Origin of the sequence: Hydrogenophaga sp. 2FB (assembly GCF_005503365.1) — a bacterium.
Lineage (GTDB): Bacteria > Pseudomonadota > Gammaproteobacteria > Burkholderiales > Burkholderiaceae_C > Hydrogenophaga.
On sequence record NZ_SCML01000069.1, the window covers coordinates 15,335 to 30,562 of the forward strand.

Genomic DNA, 15,228 nt, shown 5'->3' on the forward strand with positions numbered 1-15,228 from the left:
AACGCAACGCTCGGCGCTGCGCCGGGCCACGCAGATCGCTATGGCCCTGAGCGGGTTCCTGCTCTGGGTGGCCTGGCACCGGGGCCTGATGCGCTGCGATACCCACCGGGCGGCCGACCGCTTCGCCGAAGTGCTGCAGCGATTGGGCACGACCTTCGTGAAGCTGGGCCAGCATCTCAGCCTGCGGGCTGACATTCTGGCGCCCGATGCGCAAGAGGCTCTGGCCAGCCTGCAGGCCAATGTGGCGCCGTTTCCTCCCGAGCAGGCGGTCCAGGAGGTCGAGGCGGCGCTCGGCCGCCCATGGCAGCAGGTCTTCGCACGCTTCGACATGCACGCGCTCGCCGCGGCCTCGATCGCCCAGATTCATCGTGCAGCCCTGCCGGACGGGACGGAAGTGGTGGTGAAGATCCGCCGCCCTGGCGCGGCCGAGCAAGCCGAGACCGACATGCGCATCCTGCGCCGAATCGTCCTGGTCATGCAGGGGCTCGTGCCCTCGCTGCGTCGCTGGGGGCTGGCAGCCATCGTGGACGAGGTTGCGGCCAACTTCCGCTACGAGATGGATTTGTCGCGCGAGGCAGCTTCCGTGCGACGTTTCGCCGACGCCTGGCGCGGCTCTGCCGACATCGTGATCCCCGACGTGGTGGACGGCCTGTGCACGCCGACCGTCATGGTCCAGCAGTTCAGCCACGGAGCTCACCTGCACGGTCTGCCTTCGCCCACCGCGGTGGCGGCCGCGGGCAAACTCGTGGACAGCTACGTCGCCCAGATCTTCCGCGATGGCTTCTTCCACGGCGACCCCCATCCCGGCAACGTCTTCGTGATGGACGATGGCCGCATATGCCTGCACGACTTCGGCATCGTGGGCCGGGTCGACGGCAACATGCGGCGGGCGCTGGTGGCGTTCGCCCTGGCCTTCGTCGAGCAGGATGCCGAATGGGTGGTCGATGCCTGGCTCGACCTGGGTCTGCTCGGCGACGGCACCGATCGGGCCGTGTTCGTGCCTGTCGTGCGTGCCCTGGTCGCAGACTGCGCACAGAGGCCGCTGAAGGACTGGTCGCTCTCAGGTGCTCTCGCGCAGCTCGTGGCGGCGGGCCGGACCCAGGAAGTCCGGCTGCCCAGGGACCACCTCGTGCTCACGCGTACCCTGTTGTTGCTCGAAGGGACGGTGCGCCTGCTGGCACCCGAGTTTTCCATCATCGAAGCCATCTCTCGCCACACGACCACGGGCGTCTTCGACGAGCCCAAGTCTGCGGCATCGCAGCGTCTGCCCTATGAACTGGGGAACGCGGCCCACGCCCTGCCCTCCCTGCTGGCCCGGCGTCTGCACAGCGTCTTGCGGCAGGGTGACCTGCTGCAACTGTCGATCAAGCCGGATGCCAGGATGCTGAGCGGGATCGACCGCCTCGGCCGTCGCGTCGCGCTGGCGCTCGTGACGCTCGGCCTGTACATCGCATCGAGCTTGTTGATGCAGCACGGCGTGGGCCCGCGCTGGGGCGACATGCCGGTACTCGCGCTGCTGGGCTATGCGCTGGCGATCCGGTTCACGTTTTCCATCGCGCGCAGCCGCGGCTGAGGCGCCTCATCAAGCAAGGAGTCAGGCATGAACAAGGTCAGAGTGGCGGTGAACGGATACGGTGTGATCGGCAAGCGGGTGGCGGATGCGGTCGCACTCCAGGAGGACATGGCGCTAGCCGGCGTCGCGGATGTGGTGCACGACTATCGCCTGCAGGTGGCCGCGCAGCGCGCTTTCCCGATTTACGCGGCGACCGCTGAAGCCGCACAATCGATGCGTGCTGCGGGGCTTCCCGTCGCGGGCGATCTGGCCGACCTGCTCGCCAACGCGGACGTCGTGGTCGATTGCACACCCAAGAAAGTCGCCGCGGTCAACAAGAGGGCGTACGACGCTGCCGGTGTGAAGTCCATCTTCCATGGCGGCGAGTCCCACGCGTTGACCGGTCATTCGTTCGTCGCGCAGGAGAACTACGCAACCGCGATCGGCCGCACCTCCACCCGGGTGGTGTCCTGCAACACGACGTCGATCGTGCGCACCCTGGGGGCGCTTCGGACAGCGGGCCTGCTCAAGCGAGCCCGCGGGACGCTGATCCGCCGGGCTTCCGACCCGTGGGAGGCGCATGCGGAGGGCATCATCAACACGCTCTTGCCGGAGAAGACGATCCCCAGCCATCAGGGACCGGACGCGCGCACTGTGATCCCGGACCTGGACGTCGTCACGATCGCGGTCAAGGCACCGCACAACAGCAGCCACCTGCACACCTGGTGGGTCGAACTGACGAGGCCGGCCACGCGCGACGAGGTGCTGGCGGCCTTTCGCGCTGCGCCACGGATCGCGTTCGTGCGATCCTCGGATGGTCTCGTGGCCCTCAACAGCACGGTGGAACTCATGGCCGATCTCGGCCGACCGCGCGGCGACCTGTGGGAGGTCGCCTTGTGGGAGGACGTCCTTTCGGTCGATGGCGATCAGGTGTACTACACCTACCAGGTCTTCAACCAGGCGATCGTGATCCCCGAAACCATCGATGCCATTCGCGCCTTGAGCGGCATCGAGACCGATCCCCAGACGTCGATGGCGCGGACCGATGCTTCGCTGGGACTGCAGCGTGATTTCATCCGAGACCGCGTCCAGGTGCGACGATGAGTGAATTCGATGATCCCGCGCTGGTCGGGCTCGCGCTGGCACTCGCTTCGGGACTTCTGATCGGCCTGGAACGGGGTTGGCAGCAACGTGAGCGGCCCGAGGGGCATCGGGTCGCGGGCGTTCGCACCTTCGCGCTGATCGGCCTGCTCGGCGGTCTTGGTGGGCTGATGGCCCAGCGCTGGGGAGCCGGCATGCTCATCGCGCTGCTGGTACTCGTCGGGGTGTATCTGGCGGTCGGTTACCTGGTGACGGCGCATATGCATGCCGTGATGGGACTGACCACATCCGTCGCCGCCCTTGCGACATTCGCCATCGGGGCGCTGGCGACCAGCGGCGCTTGGCAAGTCTCGGCGGCTGCCGCCGTGGTCGTACTGGCACTGCTGCGTTTCAAGCAGTTCTTGCATGCCGGCGTCGGCAAGCTGTCGGAGGCGGAGATCAGCAGCGGCACGCAGTTGCTGTTGATCAGCGTGGTCGTGCTGCCGGTGCTCCCTGACCGTGGCTTTGGCCCCTATGAGGCGCTGAATCCCTATCGCCTTTGGTGGGCCGTTGTCCTGCTGGCTGTGCTGTCGTTCACTGGGTTCGTCCTGATGCGCTCGCTCGGCAGGAAGCGAGGGCTAGTATTCACAGCGCTGCTCGGGGGAATCGTGTCGAGCACCGCCACCACGGCCACGTTGGCTCGGTGGGCCGGGCAGACGCCAGGGTGGCGTCCACTGGCAGCGGCGGGTGCGGCGCTCGCGTGCGCAGCCATGTTTGCCCGCATGGCGGCCCTCGTCGCCATCGCGGCCCCCGGCATCGGCTGGGGCCCGGTGGTCATCTTTGTGGCCATGGCCGCAGTTGGCGGTGTTGTGGGGACGTTCCTGGCGGCGCGGTCGTCAGCCGAAGACTTGCCCGAACTGCAACTTGGAAACCCGTTGCAACTGCGCTCCGCGCTACAGTTCGCGGCGTTCTTGGCCACGGTGATGCTGGCAGGCCGCTTTCTTGCCGATCGCTTCGGGGATGCCGGAGTCATGCTCACCGCCGCCGCCTCGGGTCTTGTGGACGTCGATGCGATCACGCTCTCGATTGGCCGTCTGGTAGACGAAGGCGCCGTCACCGCCGCATCGGCCACCCTGGCGTTGTTCATCGCGGCGTCCGTCAATCAAGCCACCAAACTTGTCCTGTTAACGTCGTTGGACGGAAAATCGCTTGCGTGGAGAGTGTTCCCGTCGTATGCGGCAATGGCTGCGGTTGGCTTCGCAGTCGCCTTGGCCCTGACCTGACGGAATGCCAGGGGCAACGGGACAATGGCGGTCTTGCGACTCCAGCATGGGCCGCCGCGACATCCGACCACACCCATTCCACAAGACGGCGACCCGCGGCAGGGCGGTCTGTCGCTGCAGACCGCCGATAAATCCGGTCGCGCCATGTGACCGAAAGGGGTTCAAGCCGGGGCCATCACCACGCGCGGGTCGCCATGCCCCTGCACGGCCGCCAACTCCTCGACGCTCAGCAAGCTCACCGGATCGACACCGAGCCCTTGAGCCGCCTCGGCCGCCACGTGCGCCCAAGTGCAACGGTTCGCGAACAGCATGCCGGCCACATCGAGTGTCCCGCCGCGCGCCTGGTAGCCCAAGGCACGGGTCTGCCGCGCCCCTGTATCGATCCGACGCATCAGGCCCAGCGTCGGCTCGGGTCGCATGTGCGAGACGATGACGCGCACGGCGGCAGTCTCCGGGAACAGGGCGCGCAAGGCCTGGTCGCCGGCCACAAAGTCCTGCTCGCGTTCGTCGCGGGGTGCTCTGAAGCGGCCCGGCTCGATGACGCAGGTCACTGCGGTCCGATGTCCAGCGGCTTCGAGGCGCCGCGCCGCAAGCAGGGCCTGCTGTAGCTGGTATGCGCCGATGGCAACCAGCAACACGTCGGGGGCGTCGCAGGGCTTCACCACCCAACCACCCTGATCGACCAAGCGTTCGGCCTGCTCGGCACTCAACTGGCTGGCGACGGCCCGCTTGGGAACGACCAGCGTCCAGAACTGGCCATGCGAGGCGTAGGCCGCGCGCAGCGCCGCAACGGCACTGTTGGCATCGACCGGGAACAACACGCGCGAGGTGTCGGACATTTCGCCCAACAGCGCTTCGGCCAGCGTCGGATCCTGGTGCGACTGCTCGTTCTTGCCGTTCTCCCAGGTGTGGGACGTCGCAACCGTGACCACCGACAGCCATCCGGGTGGTGTGCCTGCCTGCGCCTGATGTCGCGCGAACAGGATTTCCTGGCGCAGCGCGCCCAGCATCTTGACGGCAAATGCCTCGTAAGAGACGACCAAGTTGATGCCGCCCTTGTTGCCCAGCGCCGCGCTGACCACCGCTTCTTCGTTGAGCGCCGTGATCACGGCGCCATCGACGGCCTCCGCCAGGCCCGGTTCGGGCGTGAAGACGCGGTGTTTGAGCAGGTCCAATGTCTGGCCCATGCGGTTGCTGCGCAGCTCGTCCGGATTGCCCACCCGCGGACGCAGCTGTGGGTTGGCTTGGACGAGGGCCGCGAAGGCTCCGTCGAGTGCCGCCATTGGCGAGACCTCGCCCTGGCCCGCAACATGCCACTGCGGAACCGGAAGTCTGGGGGCCGCCACCTGGCGGTGCGCCAGGGCATGGTCCCGCTCCAGGGGACGATGCTGCACTTCGTGCCGGCACAGTAGTGCCACCGCTTCGTCGAGTTCGTGCGACGGCACGAAGAGAGCGCGAGCACCCTCGTTGAACTGCTGAAGCGCTATCTGGTCGACCCGGGGGTTCCCCTCCAGCGGCAGGTTGTGCGCGGCATTGGTTCCAGCACCGGGGAAGCCGAATCCCTTGGGCGCTTCGGCGATGGTGTAGTGGAGGGGTACCGGGTACTGAACGGTGCCCTGCGAAACTCCAGCCGCGCAGGCCGACAACCGCTCCTCCATCGCGTGAACGGCCCAGGCGAACGCGGCGGGGTCGGTGCCGTCGATCTCCATCGGGTCGAAGCCGTTCAGCCGCAGATGCTGGTGGAACCATTCTCGGCCCCCCTGCTGCTGCATGGTGCTGCGCTGTTCGATGCGGCGACCGTTGAGGATCATGAACGGAGCCACGAAGCCGCTGTCTTCTGCCCGCCACCAGCGCGGCGCCCAGTCACTGCCACGCTGCTCCTCGAAAGCGCCGTCGCTGAGGAACACCACCAGCCGCTCGCCGGGCAAGGGCATGTGCACGTACTGCAGTTCGGCAAAGCCGAGATAGCCGCCCTCGGACAGACCGCCTGCCGTATTCGGGCCGACGTGGCTGCCCAGCGGCGAGGCGGGACGCCCCTGTGCGTCGATCGCGTAGCTATAGAAATCCCGGGCAAAGCGCGTGAGGCCGCTTTCGCTGCGGTCGTATCTCTCGGCGTGGCGCGGCGTCATGTTGCCCACCAGCAGGTTGCAGGCATCGATGCCCGCGACGCAATGGCCCTGGCCCATCAACCAGCCACGCGTCAACCCACTGAGCGCGTTCGCGGCCAGGTAGCCGACATAGGCCGGCACGATGTTCAGCGACCCACCGGTATGCCCCTCCGGCGTCTCCTTGAAATCCTCGGCTCTCATCCCCCGGCCATCGGGATAGACCCGGTCGGCATAGGTCATGTGAACCGTCAACCACATGCCTGCCACGGCCAGGCGGTCCGCCGCCCACAGCGTGCGATACACCGCGGTTGTGTCGCTCGCCTTGCCTTCGGCAACCAGCACCTGTGCGAGATCGTGGACTCGCAGTTGCGTGAGATCGTTGTGGGTGATGGGGCCGTGGCCGCGCGCCCAGCGGGCGAACTCGGGATCAGACTCGCGGAACACGCGGACGCGCTCGGCGACCCAGGGAAGCTCGTGGTTCATGTGGAAAGTCCTTGAGAGCCGGCACGCAGGTAAGCGCGACGGCGAGATTGGGAAGGCTGGCGTCTGCGATCGTCTTTCGCGCGCCAGCGGCACGGCCATCTAGCGTTCATGGCTGGTGTTCTCCATAAAGATCAGAGCGGGTCAAGGGCACGGGCCAGCTTCCGCCGTCGCGTTTGGACGCGACGATCTGGTAGATCCCAGTCCCCCCGGCCTCGAATTCCAGTGCACACGCCGCCATGTACAAGCGCCAGATGCGGAAGGTCACCTCATCGACCTCCCGCAAGGCCTCCTCCCGGCGCGCTTCGAGCCGCTGGACCCAATGACGCAAGGTCAGCGCGTAGTGGGGTCGAAGACCTTCGACGTCATGGATCTCGAAGCCGGAGCGCTCCATCCCTAGCTGGATATTGCTGACGCAGTCCAATTCGCCGTCGGGGAAGACGTAGCGGTTGATGAACTCGGTCGCGACGGTTCGGCTCCAGCCCTCCTCGTCATGGGTGATCCCATGGTTGAGGAAGAGTCCTCCTGGCCGCAAAACCCGCTGGACCACCGCGTAGTAGGCCGGTAGGTTCGCGAGTCCCACGTGCTCGAACATGCCAATGCTTGACACCTTGTCGAAAACGGCCGTGCCTTCGAGGTCACGGTAGTCGCGCAGTTCAACGGTGACGAGATCCTGCAGGCCCTCCGAGCGGATGCGCTCGCGCGCGTATTCGAGTTGCTGTTGGCTGAGCGTGATGCCGTGCGCACGGACGCCATGTTCTCTTGCCGCCCAGCATACGAGCGCGCCCCAGCCGCAGCCGATGTCGAGCAGGCGTTCGCCTCGCTGCAGACGCAGCTTGCGGCAGATGTGCTCCAGCTTGTTGCACTGAGCCTGGTCCAGCGTGTCATCCGTCGCCTTGAAATAGCCACATGAGTAGACCCTCTCGGCATCGAGCCAGAGTCCATAGAACGCGTTGGACACATCGTAGTGAAAGGAGATCGCGGCCTGATCGGTTTGACGCGAATGGCGATGGGAGAAGCGACGTGCGACGCGCGAGGCCAGACTCCGCGAGGGCTTCAACCCGTCCTGGTCGGACACGCGCAGCAGCAGTGCGTCGCGCAACAGGGCCAGTTTGTCGCGCCAAGAGAGCGAAAACTTCTCGAAATGCGCCTTGAGCCCGAGCGCGGTGTACAGGTCTCCCTCAATGTCGATGGTGCCGCGGAAATAGGCTTCCGCCAGCAGCAGCGGATCCGGGCGCAGGACCAAGCGACGCAGCAGGCCCGGGTCACGGATGATCAGGGTGTATTCCGGGTGCGATTCGAGCTCGTGCAAGAGCATATCGCCCAGACGCAACGCCGGCGGGCGCTCGATGCCGGCCAGCAGCCGGCGCAAGATCCGTAGCGCGGCGGCATATCCGTCGGGCGATACGGTTCGATCCCGTGTCGTGAGGTGGCTCATCGGGGGCGCCTCGCTCGCTCGTGTGCAGCGGATGCTGCGAAGTGGATAGACGACTCACACTTGGCGCTGGCGTGATCGGCACGACCACAACCGCTGCACCGCATGTACGTAGAGCGTCGTGATGCCGGGGAATGTCGACGATGATCAGAGCGATTCATGCGCGTACACGACGGGACTTCGCGCGCACCGAATTGCGCTGAACGTCCGCATCCGCTCCTTCGATCAAGCCGCAGACGGAATGGCCATCCGGGACGCCGTCCGGCAGCCGCTTCCAGTCGCGCTCTGCCTGCTGCATGCGGCGATGCAAATCCGTCGCCTCCTTCAGCCGCCGGGCCTGCTCGTCAAGCCGTTCGCTCAGCAGCGCCCGCGCGCGCGGACAAGGCGATGCACCGCGCTGGCTCATCTCGACAAACTCTGCAGCGTCCTTGAGCGTGAAGCCGAGGGCCAATGCATTGCGTATGAAACGCACCCGGGCGACGCTTCGATCCGAGAATGCGCGGTAGCCGTTCGTGCCCCGGCCATCGGGCACCACAAGCCCCACCCGAAGGTAGTGACGCAACGTGTCCGGTGTGACGCCTGCCGCCTTGGCGCATTCAATGAGTTGCATCACCATCCTCCAGCAAGGTTGTCTTGAATCCCTTCACTTTCGAGAGAGTTTGAACCCAGGTGCTGCACATGGGTCAAGGGCCCGGTGTCTGAACCGCTCCGTTTCTTCCTTCAACGTGCGGTTGGATGGGCAACTGGACCATCTTCGGCGCGAGCATCAACGGGCGTGGCTCCCGGCCCGGAGGAAGACTTATCGTGGTCTTGTCCCAGTTCATTGCCTATACCAAACCACTTGCCTGGTCATTCAGCGCTCGGAACGTCTCACGCGCGATCGCTAACTGCTCGCGTGCTTGAACCACCAGCACGGCGACGGCGGATCGGGATGACTGCAACTGGGCGACTTCAGTGTTGGGCGAGTAGGCGCGATTGCGCTCTTCGTCTAGTTCCAGGCCGATGAACTCCAGGCCATCAACGATGCGCCGACGCAACGCGGCCGAATTTTCTCCAGCTCCGCCAGTGAAGGCCACAGCATCGCAACCGCCCATCGCGGCGGCGTAGGCGCCGATGTACTTGCGCACGCGGTACGCGTGTACCTGCAATGCCAGTTGGGCGGCTGCGACTCCTTCTCCCGCGCGCTTCTCCACAATCCGCAGGTCCGAACTCTCACCCGACAATCCTTTGAGTCCACTGTCGCTGTAAAGTGCCGCCTCGATCTGCGCCAACGTCAAACCCAGTGCGCGTGCGACGAAGCCGGGTACGCCAGGGTCGAGGTCTCCACAGCGCGTGCCCATCACAAGACCTTCAAGCGCGGTCATTCCCATCGATGTATCGATCGACCTTCCGCGATCGATCGCGCAGACGCTGGCGCCGCTTCCAATGTGGCAGCTCACGATACGAAGTTCTGACGGCGGCCGTTTCAGCTCGGTGCTGACGGCGGCCAGTACACCCTGGTGGGACAGGCCATGGAAGCCGTATCTCCGTACCCCTGCCGCGCGCCACGATGGCGGAACAGCATAGGAATGGGCGTATTCGGGCATGTCGTCATGGAAAGCGGTGTCGAAGACCGCGACGTGGCGCACGCCGGGCCAACGCTCACGGGTCAGGCGTATGCCGGCCAATGCGGCAGGATTGTGATGCGGCGCCAGAGCCGAAGCCTTGCCGATCTCGCGTTCGACTTCTTCATCCACGAGCACCGCGTTGCTCAACAGTGGGCCACCGTGTGCGACGCGGTGACCAATGCCATCGATCGTTGTGACACCCGCCCTGTGCAAGTGCCGCTCGATCTCCTCGAAGGTCGCAGCATCCACCGCAGGATGATCAATCGCCGAGTCGATCAATGGCAAGGTACGAGCCGACTCGAAAACTCCGAACTTCAGGGTCGCACTGCCGGCATTGATGGCGAGGACGCGCATGTCGGAGCTCCGTCAGCGCCGGTCAGTGCCGACGTCGCCGCCATTGGCAACGTTCATCAGATCGAATTGCCAAGTTTCGCTCGGCGCTAGCAGCACGCGAGGCCGCCGATCAGGCCCATGCTTCCGATGCTGTAGCGCCGTTGCTGGCGTGGTGATACGGGAGAATCCAACTTTGATCCGTGCCTGGACGACGCTGAAAAGCGGAATCGGCCGTGGCAGGCGCATCGCCTCCGACAAGGAGCGTGCTGCTTGCGACCCGTGAGCGTCTCTTTTTGCAGCCACAGTGGAGGGTCGTTCAGTTGGCATAGGCCTGCTCGAACACAAGCTCAGCCCACAGGTCCCGGCTCTTGCGCCATGATTCCATGGCCTGCCCAATCGCGTCTGCACCAGTTCGCTCAAGCTGATACCAAGGATTTTCGGCCCGATGGGGATCCTGCGCACCCCACTGCTCAAGCCATCGTTGCACCCATGGCAGCAGCGCCAGGGCCGGGGTCACCTGCTCGGACCAGACCTTGCGACTGACGCGCATGGGGTGCAGCGCGCGAAGTTCACGAGCCGAGTCGGGGGTGACGGCGAAGCGGACCCACGGCGACACCCACTGCGAATAGAAGCGCTCGGTGATCTCCGAAAGTGCTTCGACCTTGTCGAACCCCGCCGGGTTGGCGTCGTAAGGCAGGTCTTCCAGCCGCCGCGGCTGGAACTGCGCAGCGGCGGCCGACTCCGAAGAGGCGCTGTCCTCCAGAACCATCTCGTAGAGTCCAGGCTTGAGTGCCTGGATCGATTCGGCATGATGCAAGATGGCGCGGTGCTCGCGTCGCGCCACCCCCGCGGAGACGAAGATGCCAAGGTGGCCAACATGTTGGTGCAGCAGGTACACCACGCGCTGGCCCGCCGCCACCAGGTCTGCGGTCGTCGGATATACCGCTTTGAGCCAGCCGAGCGCCTGGTGGGGCGGTGTGATGTTGTCGCCGTTGGAGCAAAAGACTACCAGCGGTGCGCCAATGCGGCTGAGATCCGCGCGGCAGTGGCCATCGACCACGACCTCGCCGCTCTCCAGGTGATTACCTACGAAAAGATCGCCTGCGATCGACAACATTTCCTCGCGTGCAAGCTGGTAGAAGCCATTCCACCAACGCTCGAACTCCAGGAAACGATCGCGCTCAGTCTCCGGCTGCGCGAAGAGCGTGTCGTATTTCTTGAACACGCCCTCGGGCCGCAACGCCTCGAAGTTCTGGACCAGCCAGGCACCGTCGAATCGCCCGGCGCCGAGGTCCGACACCCAGTGCGCCGGCCAGATGCCGCCCGTGAACCCACCGAGCAGCCGCATGGGGTTGACGCCTCTCTCGCCTGCCCAGTACGACAGCGGCGAGCCATTGAGCACTGCCAAGGCGGCACGGTGCTCGCAGTGCGACAGCGCCAGCGTGATCGCCCAACCGCCTTGGCAGTTGCCGTAGACGATCGGGGCCTTGCCTCGGTGGCGCTTGGCCACCATGTCGATGAATGTGGCCAGGGTCTGGACGACTGCGCCCATGGTCTGGCCCTCGACGGGCTCCGGATCGAACACTACGAAGTACACGGGATGGCCTTCGAGCAGTGCCATGCCAACTTCAGAATCGCGTTTGAAGCCGCCAATGCCAGGGCCATGGCCGGCGCGTGGATCGACCACCAGCACCGGCGCGGCGCCTTTGCGCACATGCTTCTCCAAGGCGTCGGTGCCACAGCGAGTGACACGCAGGAGCCGGTAGTTGCTCGCCGGTTGCAAGTCGTGGCCGTCAGCCACCTGCTCTGACTCGAAGTGGAGCAGCGGCGGCATACCCGCCGCTTCGTGTTCGGTCATGTTGTTGGCGCGCTGTCTCAGCGCTTCGCCGGACGCGACGGTCCGCCACAGCATGTCGCCCCAGTAGGCAGCAAAGAGCCCAAGCGGTGCGGCGGCGATACCCTGGGAGTTCGTGCGTGCGTCCATGGCGTCCATCAGCGGCAGCAGCAGCCGCCATGCCCCTTTGAACGGGCAGCGGCCGGCGCATGGGAGGCACCGGCACCCGCCGCAATGCCCGGCGAGGAATCAGCGGATGCCTCGTAGCCCGCGGCAGCTAAGGCCGCGATCAGCTCAGGCGTCTTCTGGGCCGTCTGGTCGCCGGTGACACTCGCTGCGCCGCGAGCGAGATCGACATGCACGTCTTGCACACCAGCTACGCGCTTGAGCGCCTTGCTGACCGAGTTCGCGCAGGAGGCGCAGGTCATGCCGGCAACCTTGAGTTCGATGGTTTCCATGATGATGCTCCGGTGGTTTCAGTGGTGGTGCCCGGACTGGCCGACGGATTTCGGGCGGCTCCGGTCGTCTGATTGGCGCGCAGGCGAACCCTCTTCATCGCCCCGAGGCGGCTGATCTTGATGGTCATGACCGCCATGTGCGCCGTGACTGCCATGGCCGAAGATGTGCATCAACGGACAGGCGAGGATGAAGAGGAAGGGAAGCAGTTGCAGAAGATGGGCGTTGTGGCGGTAGAACATCCAGGCAACGGCGGCGGCGAGGCCGAGCCACAGCAGCCACTGGTTGATGCGAGACCAGTTCGGGCTGTTTCGACCGTTCTGCTTCGGGTCGTATGGCAGGGTCATGACGGTGCTCCTTGGTGAGGATGGGATCTGATGGTTCGTGGAATCTCCCGTGGTCGTGCACGGGTTGCCGTCTTGAGGCCGGGCGCTCGACTGGGGGATGTACGGCGACCAGGCCAACAGCTAAACAGCGTTGCGCTCAGCACCGGGGCAGATGCCCCGATCCCTGGCAGCGGGGGCGCAGACGTCGAGAGAATCTGAGTGGCTATAGAGCCAACCGCTGGAGTGCAATCCGCAGCGGGGGGCCTCGGTGCTGCTGAATCGCGTCGCCCAGCCGCACAAATGTGGCTGCGGGCCAGTCAACCAGATCGGGGGACGCGCTTAAGAGGACGGCCGTCGCGAGAGCCTCCGCATTCGGGTCCAGTTTGCCCTTCAACGGCTGGGCGCTCAACGAGACCTTCTCGCAGAAATCAAGGCAGTTCGCTTGCTCACCTGTATCTGCGTCAGAAACAAGAGCTTGGGCATGCGAATGTGACGTGCGGTCGACAGCCGCCGCTTCGTGATGGGGGTCAGCTGACCCACGCTGGTCATCCACGATCCGTACGGCGCATGCGTGCGCGATCCCCGTCACGATGCCGAACAACCACACCAGGAGCACCTGGATGGCCCAGCGGCGAAGTTGGCGGCGGTTGCGAAGCATGGTTGATGTAAGGCAAGCGTAGTTTGAGGCTCAGAATAGAACCAGATCCACTCCAGTTCTTTGATGTTAGTCAAACTTCCATTCCGTACCTGACTACGGACTACAGAAATAGTCCGGGCGGGGAAAGCCGAAGTTCGGCGCATGGGGAAGGTTGCATTCCATACGCAGGCCGAGCTTGCGCCACCGGTCTGCCAACGTAGGGACTACCAAGACCTCTGCTCCTGACCCCACCGCACCCGCCCGAAGCGCCCGTCACGCGAGATCGCCTGACGCGGCGATGAGGAAGAAGCGAGTCCAGCGCGTCTGTGACGGCGCCCTCTGTTGCCCCCTCTGCAACATTCGTACGGGCACCACCAACGTGTTTGTCTTCAGGCCCCGCCGAACCTCTCGCCCCAATGACCATCCGAGATGCTCGCGGCGCGCAACGCCGGTGGCCTCACAGCCCGTATGTAGACCTATAAGGCTGCGACACAAGCTCAGCCGAGTGCCGCTGAGTCAGCCGCGATGCCCCTTCTGAAGCAAAGAGTAGAGGCGTGCAACTTCATTGCTGGTGATGGCGATGTTCCGGCCGTCCTTCGCAACCACGGACGTACCGATCTTCTGATACGTCGCGCGGCCAAAACGGTCTTCCTGCGCCATGAGGCCGTCTTTGAAGATGTAGAGCGTTCCTCCATCGGCCAACGGAATCATCTCCTTGGCAGCCTGGACTGCGGCATCACCGGCGAACACCGGTGCGGAAAGCGCGCCCAACAGAGTGGCGAGGACTTCATGATCAGCTCCTTTGTGAAACGACGGCAACTTGCGTCGCGTCATCACTGTAGGAGCTTGTCGCTTTCCAAGCGATTGCGCCATGATTACATTGCGTTAATGCGGCGTCCCCAAAGAGACAGGCTCTGCAAGCAGCGAACACACCGAAACGGCATGCTCCCGCCGAAAGCCCTTGGACCACCGGCTCGTCATAGGACTTCCCGCTCGCAGTAAATGGCTCATCCAAGGCGTGTTCACCGAGCAAGCCGGGCGACGTTGGCACACGAGCCCTGGGCCACTCGCACATCAAGCACCTGATTTTGGCCACGCGGACGGGGCTCTGCATGCGTGCCGTCAACCGAAGTAGTACAGCCCGAGCTGTTCCGTGCCCGAGCGCTCAGAGACATCCACGCGGCTGCACCACCTTGGTCGACGACATCGACTGAAATGCCACGGCCATCAGTTCAAGCTCCACCCGCGCTCTTTCAAACGGGGACACGCGGGTCAACGGTGGGCCTTGCGCCGAAGGAACGGTCGGCCAGACCATAGTAGTCCGCCCAGACAGGCTCACGTGAGCGTGCAGGCTCTTGCCCCGCAATCAGTGGCAGGAGCCGCAGCAGCCCCCTCGCTTGACAGCGGATGCCGGCGCAGCAGCCGGCGCGTTCACCTGAGCGGGCGAATACCCAGCGTCGGCAATCGCCTTCTGGACGATGCCCGCGTTCGCATCGGTTGCCACGCTCACCAAATGGCGGCCCAGGTCGACCTGGACATCTGCACCTGGGTCGATGGTCTTGACCGCCTTGGTGATGGTGCTGGCGCAATGGCCGCAGGTCATATCGTTCACTTCGAATGCAAGCATTGGTTCTCTCCGTCAGTGGTTAGGTGCTGCTGACTCTAGACCTTGCCATCGTGGCAATGTCAAGTGTCAGTTTCTGGCCTCCCATCGAGGGCCCACTCCAAGCGGAGCAGACGCTGGGCTTCTCATCGAGCATCTCGTAAAGTGAAGCCGCCGCGGCGCTGCGCGGCGGCTTCATCTTGTACGAGGTTGGATGCTCTTCGGCTCTCCGCCGTTCGCCCTAACCGACAATCAGCCTCCACTGTAGAGCTGCATGCGTGCGTTCCGCTCCGCCGGCGTCTCGCTCAGCAGCTCGCGAACCACTTCTTCGCGCGTCTTGCCCGGTCCGGCACTGGGCACCGGAGGCGGGTAGCTGCCCTCGCCGAAATTGAGGAGTCCCTGCTGTACCGCAGCCTCGGCCTCGGCTCGGACCTGCGCACGGGTTTTCTCGCTCTTGAAGTGATCCGCGTGAACGACCACGCCGACTTCGTCGC

Annotated in this window: 14 protein-coding genes; 3 read left to right on the plus strand and 11 right to left on the minus strand. The window is 64.9% G+C overall.

Annotated features, from left to right (window positions below; translation table 11 throughout):
* The first annotated feature begins 40 nt into the window (after nt 1-40).
* From FFS09_RS27320 to FFS09_RS27330, 3 genes are read left to right on the plus strand one after another with little or no spacing between them, the layout of a single operon-like run.
* Nucleotides 41-1,573, plus strand: a complete 1,533-nt coding sequence (locus tag FFS09_RS27320; protein ID WP_171020221.1) for an ABC1 kinase family protein — start codon at nt 41-43, stop codon at nt 1,571-1,573.
* A 27-nt stretch (nt 1,574-1,600) separates the two neighbouring features.
* Complete coding sequence (locus FFS09_RS27325) at nt 1,601-2,656, plus strand: type II glyceraldehyde-3-phosphate dehydrogenase (RefSeq protein ID WP_062798557.1); 1,056 nt, start codon at nt 1,601-1,603, stop codon at nt 2,654-2,656.
* Nucleotides 2,653-3,915 carry an MgtC/SapB family protein gene (locus tag FFS09_RS27330; RefSeq protein WP_137922064.1) on the plus strand — a complete coding sequence of 421 codons (1,263 nt, stop codon included), beginning with the start codon at nt 2,653-2,655 and terminating at the stop codon, nt 3,913-3,915. The genes FFS09_RS27325 and FFS09_RS27330 overlap by 4 nt, the downstream gene beginning before the upstream one ends.
* Before the next feature lie 161 nt (nt 3,916-4,076).
* On the opposite strand, the gene FFS09_RS27335 is transcribed toward FFS09_RS27330, so the two are convergent.
* The 11 genes from FFS09_RS27335 to FFS09_RS27385 all read right to left on the minus strand — a co-directional run.
* On the minus strand, nt 4,077-6,506 hold the full coding sequence (locus FFS09_RS27335) for a phosphoketolase family protein (protein WP_137922065.1): 2,430 nt from the start codon (nt 6,504-6,506) through the stop codon (nt 4,077-4,079).
* Nucleotides 6,507-6,612: 106 nt separating this feature from the next.
* Complete coding sequence (locus FFS09_RS27340; RefSeq protein ID WP_023093276.1) at nt 6,613-7,941, minus strand: class I SAM-dependent methyltransferase; 1,329 nt, start codon at nt 7,939-7,941, stop codon at nt 6,613-6,615.
* 154 nt (nt 7,942-8,095) lie between these two features.
* A complete protein-coding gene (locus tag FFS09_RS27345; protein WP_009516039.1) occupies nt 8,096-8,548 on the minus strand; it encodes a MerR family transcriptional regulator in 453 nt (150 codons plus the stop codon).
* 217 nt (nt 8,549-8,765) lie between these two features.
* Entirely contained in the window at nt 8,766-9,899 is a 1,134-nt protein-coding gene (locus tag FFS09_RS27350) for an acetate/propionate family kinase (RefSeq protein ID WP_031687137.1), read from the minus strand.
* Nucleotides 9,900-10,194: 295 nt separating this feature from the next.
* Entirely contained in the window at nt 10,195-11,862 is a 1,668-nt protein-coding gene (locus FFS09_RS27355) for a DUF3141 domain-containing protein (protein WP_137922070.1), read from the minus strand.
* 8 nt (nt 11,863-11,870) lie between these two features.
* Nucleotides 11,871-12,170, minus strand: a complete 300-nt coding sequence (locus FFS09_RS27360) for a heavy-metal-associated domain-containing protein (RefSeq protein ID WP_003090284.1) — start codon at nt 12,168-12,170, stop codon at nt 11,871-11,873.
* Nucleotides 12,171-12,188: 18 nt separating this feature from the next.
* Nucleotides 12,189-12,515: a DUF2933 domain-containing protein gene (locus FFS09_RS27365; protein ID WP_137922066.1), complete on the minus strand. Its 327-nt coding sequence runs from the start codon at nt 12,513-12,515 to the stop codon at nt 12,189-12,191.
* Nucleotides 12,516-12,717: 202 nt separating this feature from the next.
* Nucleotides 12,718-13,152 (minus strand): hypothetical protein, encoded by a 435-nt coding sequence (locus FFS09_RS27370; RefSeq protein ID WP_137922067.1) that lies wholly within the window; start codon nt 13,150-13,152, stop codon nt 12,718-12,720.
* 495 nt (nt 13,153-13,647) lie between these two features.
* A complete protein-coding gene (locus FFS09_RS27375; RefSeq protein ID WP_137922068.1) occupies nt 13,648-13,965 on the minus strand; it encodes a CopK family periplasmic copper-binding protein in 318 nt (105 codons plus the stop codon).
* A 532-nt stretch (nt 13,966-14,497) separates the two neighbouring features.
* Nucleotides 14,498-14,758 (minus strand): heavy-metal-associated domain-containing protein, encoded by a 261-nt coding sequence (locus FFS09_RS27380; RefSeq protein WP_043387409.1) that lies wholly within the window; start codon nt 14,756-14,758, stop codon nt 14,498-14,500.
* A 228-nt stretch (nt 14,759-14,986) separates the two neighbouring features.
* A partial coding sequence (locus tag FFS09_RS27385) for a DUF4148 domain-containing protein (RefSeq protein WP_137922069.1) occupies nt 14,987-15,228 on the minus strand: 242 nt, incomplete at its 5' end.

What these genes read in the sequence shown, in the direction of transcription:
- FFS09_RS27320 (WP_171020221.1), top strand. Translation starts at nt 41, where the DNA reads ATGGCCCTGAGCGGGTTCCTGCTCTGGGTGGCCTGGCACCGGGGCCTG.
- FFS09_RS27325 (WP_062798557.1), top strand. Translation starts at nt 1,601, where the DNA reads ATGAACAAGGTCAGAGTGGCGGTGAACGGATACGGTGTGATCGGCAAG.
- FFS09_RS27330 (WP_137922064.1), top strand. Translation starts at nt 2,653, where the DNA reads ATGAGTGAATTCGATGATCCCGCGCTGGTCGGGCTCGCGCTGGCACTC.
- FFS09_RS27335 (WP_137922065.1), bottom strand. Translation starts at nt 6,506, where the DNA reads ATGAACCACGAGCTTCCCTGGGTCGCCGAGCGCGTCCGCGTGTTCCGC.
- FFS09_RS27340 (WP_023093276.1), bottom strand. Translation starts at nt 7,941, where the DNA reads ATGAGCCACCTCACGACACGGGATCGAACCGTATCGCCCGACGGATAT.
- FFS09_RS27345 (WP_009516039.1), bottom strand. Translation starts at nt 8,548, where the DNA reads ATGCAACTCATTGAATGCGCCAAGGCGGCAGGCGTCACACCGGACACG.
- FFS09_RS27350 (WP_031687137.1), bottom strand. Translation starts at nt 9,899, where the DNA reads ATGCGCGTCCTCGCCATCAATGCCGGCAGTGCGACCCTGAAGTTCGGA.
- FFS09_RS27355 (WP_137922070.1), bottom strand. Translation starts at nt 11,862, where the DNA reads ATGGACGCACGCACGAACTCCCAGGGTATCGCCGCCGCACCGCTTGGG.
- FFS09_RS27360 (WP_003090284.1), bottom strand. Translation starts at nt 12,170, where the DNA reads ATGGAAACCATCGAACTCAAGGTTGCCGGCATGACCTGCGCCTCCTGC.
- FFS09_RS27365 (WP_137922066.1), bottom strand. Translation starts at nt 12,515, where the DNA reads ATGACCCTGCCATACGACCCGAAGCAGAACGGTCGAAACAGCCCGAAC.
- FFS09_RS27370 (WP_137922067.1), bottom strand. Translation starts at nt 13,152, where the DNA reads ATGCTTCGCAACCGCCGCCAACTTCGCCGCTGGGCCATCCAGGTGCTC.
- FFS09_RS27375 (WP_137922068.1), bottom strand. Translation starts at nt 13,965, where the DNA reads ATGACGCGACGCAAGTTGCCGTCGTTTCACAAAGGAGCTGATCATGAA.
- FFS09_RS27380 (WP_043387409.1), bottom strand. Translation starts at nt 14,758, where the DNA reads ATGCTTGCATTCGAAGTGAACGATATGACCTGCGGCCATTGCGCCAGC.